Genomic DNA, 9690 nt, shown 5'->3' on the forward strand with positions numbered 1-9690 from the left:
TACTTCATGATGGGCCTTCCTACGGAAACCGATGAAGACCTGGCCGGCATTGCCGACCTGGCCTATAAAGTATTGAATCTATACCGCCAGATTACCCATAAAAATAATGGGAAAGTGACCGTTTCCGTATCCAGTTTTGTACCCAAATCGCATACGGCCTTCCAGTGGTATGGCCAGCTGCCGGTTGAAGAAATCCAGCGCCGTCAGCAATATCTCAAAGGGCTGATCCGGGACAAACATATATCCTATCACTACCATGATGCCAAAACGGGCCGTATGGAAGCCACCTTTGCCCGGGGAGACCGCCGCATGGGCCGCGTGCTCTATGAAGCGTGGAAACTGGGCTGTAAATTTGATGGCTGGACAGAATTGTTTGACTATGATAAATGGATGCAGGCCTTTAAGAATGCCGGTGTCGATCCCGATTATTATGCCGCCCGTACGCGGTCTACGGAAGAACCACTTCCCTGGGATCATCTCTCCGATGGGGCGGGTAAAGCCTTTCTCAAGAAAGAATGGCAGAAAGCTGTCGAAGGCAGCCTGACTCATGACTGCCGCCATCTGAGCTGTACTGGCTGTGGCGTCTGTCCTTCGCTCGGTGTCCATGTCAAAGACTATAAGGAAGGAGACAGCCATGGAAAGATTACGCTTAGCTGTTAAAAAAGAAGGGGCACTGCAATTTCTTTCTCATCTGGATTTTGCCCGCTGTGTGCGCTACATCATCATCCGTGCCGGACTGCCTGTTTTGTATTCCGAAGGGTTCAACCCCCATATGAAACTGAGCTTTGCTTCGGCTCTGGGCGTCGGCGTCGGTGCCGATGTGGAATACCTCGATATGGAACTGGCAGAACCCGTACCCGTCACCGATGTCATAGAACGGATGAACGCTGCTTCGCCCGACGGTTTTTCCGTCCGGGACGGAAAGTACATCGATGCCAAAGCTCCCAAACTCATGGCAGTTGCCAACTATGCCGTGTATGATATCAAAGGACCCGCTGTGCGCCCGGTAAGTCAGGATGAACTGGACGGTATTCTCCAGGCATTCAATGAAGCATCCGATGTGACCTATGAAAAGGTATCAGTCAAGAAAGGCCACAAAGTACGCCTTATAGCCGTGAAAAACCATATCGTCGAACCGGTGTCTGGCATAGTAGAAAAGGATGGCATCTGCCTTCGTGCGGGAATTCTGGAGACGGAAGACGGGGCTATCAAACCGCAGCAGTTATGGGACGTGCTGATGGCACAGTTCGGTCTGCCTGTACAGGCAGATCTCGTTCTGGCCTGGCGGCGAGGCATCTATGTCCGCAAAAATGGAACGAATTATTCGCTGTTTGATGGTGTATAGCATATAGTAAAAGACGGAAGGCAGCGTCATTGCAAAGGCAGGTGAAGACGGATGAAGACAATTATTGGCAATATCATGCCGGAGGAAACGAGGATAGCCATTCTGGAAGAAGGGATGCTGCGTGACTTTTCCGTAGAGCGGAATGATGAAAATCACATTGTCAATCATATATACAGAGGGACGATACAGAATATCCTGCCGGCTATGCAGGCCGCCTTTGTCAATATAGGACGCAGGAAAAATGCCTTTCTCTTCCTTGGCGACCTATTCCCGCGGGCAGCGACGAAGGAACAGATCCAGCAGACCCGCATTTCTGTCGGTCAGAGTGTTCTCGTCCAGGTCGTAAAGGAAGAACAGGGCAGCAAGGGCCCGAAAGTGACGGCCAATATCAGCCTGGCCGGCCGCTATGCCGTGCTGATGCCGACAGTGGATTATATCGGCGTTTCCAAGAAAATCCGCGATGAAAAGGAACGGGACCGCCTGCGTGCCATAGCCAGCCAGTTGAAACCGGAAGGCATGGGCATCATTATCCGGACCGTCGCCAGAGATATAGCAGAAAAGGACCTCACGGCGGATATTACGTATCTCCTGCATACGTGGCAAAGCGTACTGCGCCGGTACGAACTGGCACGCAAGCCCAAATTGCTGTACCGCGAAGCCGACCTGGTCATGAGGACAATCCGTGACTATTGTACGGATGATGTAAAAAAAATCATTGTCGATGACAAAGAAGCCTATGACAGGATATGTCAGGTCCTGCCCGATGACGGCTGGAGACAACGGGTCAGTCTGTATCAGGGTGATGAGCCCGTATTTGAATTGTACCATCTGGAAGAACAACTCCGCTGCCTGATGGCCCGGGAAGTGCCTCTTCCTTCCGGCGGCAATCTCATATTTGACAGGACCGAAGCATTGACTGTCATTGATGTCAACAGCAGCCGGTATACGGGGAGCAGCACTCTTCAGGATACGATTTTTCACGTCAATAAAGAGGCTGCCGTGGAAATTGCGCGCCAGCTGCGTCTCCGTGATATTGGAGGCATCATCATCATTGATTTCATCGATATGGCCCAGTCGAACCGGAGAAAGGAAATCCTGGACATCCTCGAACGGGAAACCGCCCAGGATTGTACCAAAACCCATGTCATGGGCATGACCGCATTGAATCTGGTAGAAATTACGCGGAAGAAATCACGCCAGGGACTTCATCAGGTCCAGTTCAGTCCGTGTAACGTCTGCGGCGGTTCGGGATATCTCTATTCTCCTGAAACGGTAGCTATCCAGATTATCCGGCGCCTTCGCCATATGGTACAGGTGCGTCACGTAAAAGGAGATTTCCTGATTAGTGCCCACCAGGACGTGGTGGATTTTCTGAAGGAACGGAAACGGCGGGAAAGACTGGAACAAGAATTATCGCGGACCCTCCACTTCGAAGTGTCCGATCATCCGAACCGGGAAGTCTTTTCTATCTTATCGTGGCATCCATAAAAGGAGGCGTCTCATATGAATCCAATCGTAAAGGCAGTGACGAGCTGCCTTTTTTTTGCAGGTATGTGCTCCAGTGTGCTGGCGGCAGATGGGCAAAACGCATATCTCCAGTCTAAAGTCCGGTATGAAGCGGCTATGGCATCGCTGGCATCGTACGACGATAAGCCGGGACAACTGGCAAAGTCGGAATACCGGGATGAAGGATGGCAGCTGGAGAGCGTTACCCGTATCAATAAGTCCTCACAGGTTGAATTTATCGTCTTACACAAAAAAGCCGTAGAAGAACACCCGGCCCGCTATATCCTGGCTATATCGGGAACAGTAGACAAAAAAGATATCAAAAGTGATTTGCGAACCCACTCAGTTCCCTTTCACCGGGAAGACGGACTGGAGTCCGGCCGGGAAATCCCGTCAGTACACAAAGGCTTCGATGACTACGCCCGGACAATCCTCGATGCGGATCTCGGGGGAAAAAAAGTAGCAGATACATTGTCTTCCATCATCGCTAACAGGCAAGCTGAACTGCTTGTGACAGGTCACAGCCTGGGTGGTGCTGCCGCCGCGCTCATCGGTGCCCGTATGGCAGATCGTGGTTATTCACCGGGAGATATACACGTTATCTCCTTTGGTGCGCCTGCTGTAGGAAACCAGGCCTTTGCAGATGCCTATGGACAGGCCATGAATCTGGAACGCGTTGTCATAGAAGGAGATCCGGTCCAGCATATCCTGCAGGCGCTGCATACACCGTATGATCAGTTTGGAACGAAAATTGTCTGGAAGGATAGTCCTGATTCGTATCATTTCCGCCATCGCATGATCGTCTATGCCGATGCAGCACTCCGTAACTATTATGATAGTTTGTGGGCGTATGAACAGCAGACCGGCAGCCCGGTTTTCATTGAACGACACCCTGTCGTCCATTCTGATATATACGTGGCGCCGCCTGTGTTCACCCTTGATGAAGATATCCAGGATGATATGCCGTATATGCGGGCCGTCATTCATCATACCTTGTATCGTTCTATCAATGGAGCGGCTTTTTCACCGGCCTTTGGCGAGTCTATGGCTGAATCGTGCCGGGCCGCAGCACGGCTGCACAAGCCGTATATCATGCAGGAATATATTACGGTACAAAAGCAGAAAGAAGAAGAACATACATACCGCATCAGCGTATCCCGGCATATATACGATCAGCAGGGGAGATTCCTGTCGGCAGAGGAGTACACCACCGATACGAGCCTGTTTACTCCGATTCTGGCAGTTCTATATTGTCAGAAGCAAATAAGAATATAGAGTTATAAAGAGTTAAAAACGGTTATTTACTATTTATAACTGTTATGTAAATGCCTGTGCGCTGGAATGGAGACATCCGTGTTTTCCATAAACGAAAAGAGGCGGCGACGAAATGAACGATTGGGTTCATTTTGTCGCCGCCTCTTATGGATATCCCTGTCAGGGGATGCATAGATCCGCCTCTATCAGTCCGCCTCTATCAGTCCGCCTCTATCAGGAAGACTATATAGTCTCTTACTGGATATAGAAGGTCATGCTGACGGTTTCACTCAGTGTGTTTGTACCGGCTTCGACCGGTGCCATATCGGCCGATTCGGCTTTCATCAGGCGGGCATTCATAGCTCCGGCGTAAACGCTGGAATAAGATGGCGTACGGCCGCTGATATTGATTTCTTTTACTTTTCCGAGCTGTCCGCCTGCAGCCGTAGCGGCAGCTTCAGCGGCACTGCGGCCGTTATGGACAGCTTCCTTTATCAGGTTGTTTTTAATGGTATCGGCGTGTTCATTGGTAAACGTCATTCCCATGACGCGGTTGGCACCGGCCTGGCCCGCTTTTTCGATGATGCGCGGGATAAGATCAAAATCAGAAACGCGGATGCGCAGATTGTTTGTCACGGTGTAAGAGACAATCTTCCTGCCATTCGTATCATAATTCGGGGTCATATTGAAGTTTGTCGTCTTCAGATCATCCTTAGTGACCCCCAGAGCCTTGACGGCATTGGCAACCTGGTTCATGACCAGGTTATTGTCACTGCGGGCCTTCTGGGCATTGCTGGCCGTGCTTTCCATGCCAATGGTGATGTAGGCTGTATCCGGGGCGACCTGTTGTTCTGCGTATCCCGTCACATTAATGACTGATGGGGCCTGTTCGGCTGCTTCTGTAACGGCAGGAGCAGCAGCGCTGGCTGTTGCCAGCAGGACTGTCAGGGTCAGAGCTTTTAAGAAACGATATTTCATATGTAGAGTACCTCCTTACTTTATTGTATCCTCAGATTGGATTTCTGATAAGAATATTATACAGTAAAATGTCTCTTCTGAAAATACGACAAACGATATATAGAGCAATTAGTTTCAAATTGTGAAGAAACTGTGATATTCGTCCTGTATAGCCTCTCTGCTGCCACGGCGATTTACTGGTCTGCATAAAAATATGACTTGTAATTATGAACAGGGTGTACTATAATAAGCGAAGGATAAAAAGCTAGGGGCGCCGCAAGGCTGAGAATGACCCTTTAACCTGATTCGGGTAATGCCGACGTAGGGAAGCTGTTACCGGATATGATAGCTCACCCTGCGGGGGTGGGCTTTTTTGTTATGTATTTTTGGATATGTTTAGGAGGATGTGTCATGAACTACACCACACAGATGGATGCAGCACGTAAAGGTATCGTTACGCCGCAGATGGAAATCGTTGCTAAAAAGGAACAGATGCCTGTTGAAAAACTGATGGAACTCGTTGCCAGCGGCAAGGTAGCTATCCCTGCCAACAAACTGCATACGGCACTCAGCCCGGAAGGCATTGGCAAGAACTGCCGCACCAAAATCAATGTCAATCTCGGTGTATCGCCGGAACATAATAACCATGAAGAAGAACTGCAGAAAGTCCAGAGTGCTATCGATATGAAAGCCGAAGCCATCATGGATTTGTCCAACTTCGGCAAGACCCGTGATTTCCGCCGCAAACTGGTTGGCATGTCTACGGCTATGATCGGTACGGTACCGATGTACGATGCCGTCGGTATGCTCGATAAAGACCTGAAAGATATCACGGTCGACGAATTTTTCTCGGTCGTCGAACAACATGCTGAAGATGGTGTAGATTTCATGACTATCCACTGTGGCATGAACCTGAAAACAGCAGAACGGATTAAACGCAATCCGCGTCTGACGAACGTCGTTTCCCGTGGCGGTTCACTGCTATTTGCATGGATGGAAATGAATAAGAAAGAAAATCCGTTCTATGAATATTACGATCGTCTCCTCGACATCTGTGAAAAATATGACGTTACCCTGAGCCTGGGCGATGCCTGCCGTCCTGGCTGTACACACGATTCGACCGATGCCGCTCAGATTGAAGAACTGATTACGCTCGGCGAACTGACCAAACGCGCCTGGGACCACAACGTACAGGTCATGATCGAAGGCCCGGGCCACATGGTTCTCACAGAAATCGCTGCCAATATGAAGATTGAAAAGCGGCTCTGTCACGAAGCGCCTTTCTATGTATTGGGGCCATTGGTTACCGATATCGCACCGGGCTATGACCACATTACCAGTGCCATCGGCGGTGCCATTGCTGGTTCCTGCGGCGCTGACTTCCTCTGCTATGTCACACCGGCTGAACATCTGCGCCTGCCGTCCGTAGAAGACGTCAAGGAAGGGATCATCGCTACTCGTCTGGCTGCTCATGCGGCAGATCTTGCTAAAGGTATCCCGGGTGCTCAGGAATGGGACGACGCCATGAGCAAGGCTCGTGTCGATGTTGACTTCGAAAAGATGATTTCCCTGGCCATTGACCCGGTCAAAGCCAGAAAATATTATGAATCGAGCAAACCAGAATGTGAAGGAACTTGCTCCATGTGCGGCCGTATGTGCCCGGCACGGACGATGAAGAAAATCCTGGCCGGAGAAGACGTATCTCTTCTCGATGAATGCTGATAGCAGCAGATAGTATTTCTCATAGATAAAGAAAACGGGATTGCCTGTGAAGGTTTGTACCAGCACAGGCAGTCCCGTTTTCCTTAGAGTATGATAGGGAAAGTTTGATGTATCATGAATGGTGCATTTTGTATATTATTTAATTTTTGACAAACGTCAAACAAACTATGAAAGGAGCTTTGCCTTTTATTTCCATACCAGCAGCAGAGATGCTCCGAATTCTTTCTTGAATTGACTGAGAAGCTGCTTCATTTCATAATCGGCCGCATTGTAGGTAGCTCCCGGTGTGACCGTCAGGATGAGGACGATGACGTTTTCTGCATGAGCTACTTCGATATTATCCACGAGCTGTTCGTAGGTCAGGTCCGACGCTTCAGCCAGGGCCAGCAGGGTAGAGAGGCGACGGATCATCGTCCATTCTTCTTCCGATGGCATATGGGCATACCGATAGGACCGCATGATTTTACGGCTGATACCATGATGGAATCCGGCGATGAACGAGGCGTCGATTTGTTCCATCTGAGTCAGGCCGTAAATCGGTGCATGGCCGATGATGAAAGCCGAATGACGGGCATGATCGTAATAGTTGATGATTTTTCCCACATCGTGCAGGCGGGCTGCCGTGACCAAAAGCCGCCGTTCCTTGGGACCGTAGCCGTGCAGGGGCTGCAGCTGGTCGAAGAGCATTGTCGCTACCCGTTCTACCTGCTGGATATGCTGGTAGTTCGTGTTGGGCAGGGCCTTGAGGAAATTAGAAATGCTTTGTTCCAGGATATCGTCGAAGCGTGGTTTTTCCATATTGGCATAAGCGGCGTAGTATTCGAAGAACAGGCCTTCACGCAGGCCGCAACCGCTGACGATGAGTTCCTGACTGCGCGTGAGAGAAAATAAGGTATCGATGACCAGGGCCCCGGCGATGATTAAATCAGAACGATCGGAAGAAAGACCGGGTATCTTTTTCCGATTTACTGCCGTACGGGTCGTAATTTCGATGAATAAATTTTCGAAGTTGTCATATGATAGAATATAATTATGGATTTTGGATAAATCATAGCCTGTGATGCGCTGGTCCATCTTGGCAAAATTACGAGCTGTCCCGCCTATACCGATGAGAGGCAGGCCTGCATCAGCGATAAAGGAGACTTCTTCCAACTGTTTGCCGACGTATTTCTGACAGGCTTCCAGGGCATCCGGGTCGGGGTCACCGGAGGTATTGAATTTTTCCGTCAGCGTTACGGCACCAATGGGCACGGATACGGATTTTTTAATTTCTCCATTGCGGACGAGAGTTAATTCAACACTGGCGCCGCCCAGGTCGAAGAGAACAAAATCACGGACGTTGATCGTATTAATGACACCCAGATAACCCAGGTAGGCTTCCCGTTCACCGGTGATGACATTCATGGTAATGCCTGTTTCTTTATTGATCCGCTTTAGAAAATCATCGCCGTTGGAAGCATTGCGGACAGCCGCTGTGGCTACGGCAATACAATGTTCGATATGACCGACATCCATCATGTGTTTGTAGACTTTAAGACAGGTCATGGCTCGTTCCATGCCTTTTTCACTCAGCATCTGCGTTTCGCTCAGACCGTGGCCGAGACGGATGGCTTCTTTTTCCTGATACATAAACGAATACGCACCATTATCTGCTATCTGCAGGGCTACGAATCGGATGGAGTTCGATCCCAGATCAATGATGGCTATTTTTTCCATAACATACCTCTCTTTATATTCAATCAGACTGACGAAGGGCAATACCAACTTGTCGCTAAATACATATTATATCAGAAAAAAAGAAGGGCCGGAAATTTTTTATAGTAAAATAGAGAAATCTTTTACAAAGATTATACAGAAAATAGGTAAATGACCTCTTGAAATCATGTATAATATAGATATTAAAACTAAATACGAGTGAGGGTTGACTATGGAGAACAGGGTAAGGCAGTATGCCGGTATCATTCATATCGGTACTGTAAATATGGCAATGAAAATCATATCGTACACAGCGATGGATGATATGACAATCATAGAAAATGTATCCCAGGAAGTGGAATACGGTGAAGAAGTATTTAAGACACATCACGTCAGTTTCCGTTCCTTAAATGAAATCTGCCGCATTCTGAACGGCTTCAAACAATTGCTGCGTGACTATGATGTACAGGACGTACGGGTCATTACGACGACAGCCATACGGGAAGCCGACAATATGCTGAATGCGCTCGACCAGATTAAAGTACGCACGGGCTTTAAAGTCGAAGTCGTTCACATGACCAAAGAAATTTACTACAAGTTTTTTGGCCTCTATTATCATGTCCTGAAAGGGACCTTTAATTTTGCTGGTCATGCTGTGCTGCTGGTAGACATTACCTCTGGCGGTATGGGCCTGACCTGCTGGCAGGATGACCATCTTCTGTTCCAGCAGAATGTCTATCTTGGTTCACTGCGGATTATGGAAAACTTTACACAGCGTCAGCGCGAAGACATTTCGTTTCCGACAGCAGCGCGGGAATTCATTCATGGCAGTCTGGCACCGCTCTGGGCTAATGTGCGCGAACATGACATCCGCTATATCGTCCTTTCCGGCAAAAGCGCCGTCCTCCTGGGCAAGCTGATGCACATCGAGCCACAGAATGGGGCCACGCTGATCCGGCCGCAGATGTTCCGCGATTTTGTCGAATCCTTCCACGGCCTGACGCCGCTTAAGCTCATGCAGCGCTTTAAATTATCCGAAGGCCTGGCCAATGTGCTCATGCCGACGTTTATGCTGTACTATGAACTGTTCCGGACTATTGAAATCGACATGATCGTATTGATGAGTACGACCTTTACGGAAGGCTATTCCCTGTATTACGTAGCCGAACAGACAGCAGATCCCTCTGTGAATCACCAGCGGGGACTGCTGC

Annotated in this window: 7 protein-coding genes, 1 pseudogene and 1 riboswitch; of the genes and pseudogenes, 6 read left to right on the plus strand and 2 right to left on the minus strand. The window is 49.2% G+C overall.

What is annotated here, in order from left to right:
• The 4 genes and pseudogenes from B4H10_RS00670 to B4H10_RS00685 all read left to right on the plus strand — a co-directional run.
• Positions 1-660: pseudogene (locus B4H10_RS00670) on the plus strand (B12-binding domain-containing radical SAM protein); the annotation flags it as partial.
• Positions 635-1345, plus strand: coding sequence for a TIGR03936 family radical SAM-associated protein (locus tag B4H10_RS00675; RefSeq protein ID WP_292017999.1), 711 nt, complete (start codon positions 635-637; stop codon positions 1343-1345). The pseudogene B4H10_RS00670 and the gene B4H10_RS00675, both read left to right, overlap by 26 nt.
• A gap of 51 nt (positions 1346-1396) precedes the next feature.
• Positions 1397-2833 (plus strand): Rne/Rng family ribonuclease, encoded by a 1437-nt coding sequence (locus B4H10_RS00680; protein ID WP_075581100.1) that lies wholly within the window; start codon positions 1397-1399, stop codon positions 2831-2833.
• 15 nt (positions 2834-2848) lie between these two features.
• Positions 2849-4126, plus strand: a complete 1278-nt coding sequence (locus tag B4H10_RS00685) for a lipase family protein (protein WP_059075903.1) — start codon at positions 2849-2851, stop codon at positions 4124-4126.
• Between the two features lie 234 nt (positions 4127-4360).
• Here the strand turns inward: B4H10_RS00685 and B4H10_RS00690 are convergent, their stop codons facing one another.
• Positions 4361-5083 (minus strand): SIMPL domain-containing protein, encoded by a 723-nt coding sequence (locus B4H10_RS00690; RefSeq protein WP_059075904.1) that lies wholly within the window; start codon positions 5081-5083, stop codon positions 4361-4363.
• A gap of 236 nt (positions 5084-5319) precedes the next feature.
• Positions 5320-5407, plus strand: a riboswitch (TPP riboswitch).
• 66 nt (positions 5408-5473) lie between these two features.
• Between B4H10_RS00690 and thiC the strand changes: the two genes are divergently transcribed.
• Positions 5474-6784 (plus strand): phosphomethylpyrimidine synthase ThiC, encoded by a 1311-nt coding sequence (gene thiC / locus B4H10_RS00695; RefSeq protein ID WP_292018000.1) that lies wholly within the window; start codon positions 5474-5476, stop codon positions 6782-6784.
• Between the two features lie 186 nt (positions 6785-6970).
• On the opposite strand, the gene B4H10_RS00700 is transcribed toward thiC, so the two are convergent.
• Positions 6971-8500: a Ppx/GppA phosphatase family protein gene (locus tag B4H10_RS00700; RefSeq protein ID WP_292018001.1), complete on the minus strand. Its 1530-nt coding sequence runs from the start codon at positions 8498-8500 to the stop codon at positions 6971-6973.
• A 211-nt stretch (positions 8501-8711) separates the two neighbouring features.
• Between B4H10_RS00700 and B4H10_RS00705 the strand changes: the two genes are divergently transcribed.
• The coding region (locus B4H10_RS00705) for a Ppx/GppA phosphatase family protein (RefSeq protein WP_414673992.1) at positions 8712-9690 on the plus strand (979 nt) is incomplete at its 3' end.

The organism is Megasphaera sp. UBA4382, assembly GCF_002391155.1.
In the GTDB taxonomy this organism is placed as follows: Bacteria; Bacillota; Negativicutes; order Veillonellales; family Megasphaeraceae; genus Megasphaera; species Megasphaera hexanoica.

Excerpts from the sequence above, each read along its gene's own strand:
- thiC (WP_292018000.1), top strand. The coding sequence starts at position 5,474 with ATGAACTACACCACACAGATGGATGCAGCACGTAAAGGTATCGTTACG.
- B4H10_RS00675 (WP_292017999.1), top strand. The coding sequence starts at position 635 with ATGGAAAGATTACGCTTAGCTGTTAAAAAAGAAGGGGCACTGCAATTT.
- B4H10_RS00685 (WP_059075903.1), top strand. The coding sequence starts at position 2,849 with ATGAATCCAATCGTAAAGGCAGTGACGAGCTGCCTTTTTTTTGCAGGT.
- B4H10_RS00690 (WP_059075904.1), bottom strand. The coding sequence starts at position 5,083 with ATGAAATATCGTTTCTTAAAAGCTCTGACCCTGACAGTCCTGCTGGCA.
- B4H10_RS00700 (WP_292018001.1), bottom strand. The coding sequence starts at position 8,500 with ATGGAAAAAATAGCCATCATTGATCTGGGATCGAACTCCATCCGATTC.
- B4H10_RS00680 (WP_075581100.1), top strand. The coding sequence starts at position 1,397 with ATGAAGACAATTATTGGCAATATCATGCCGGAGGAAACGAGGATAGCC.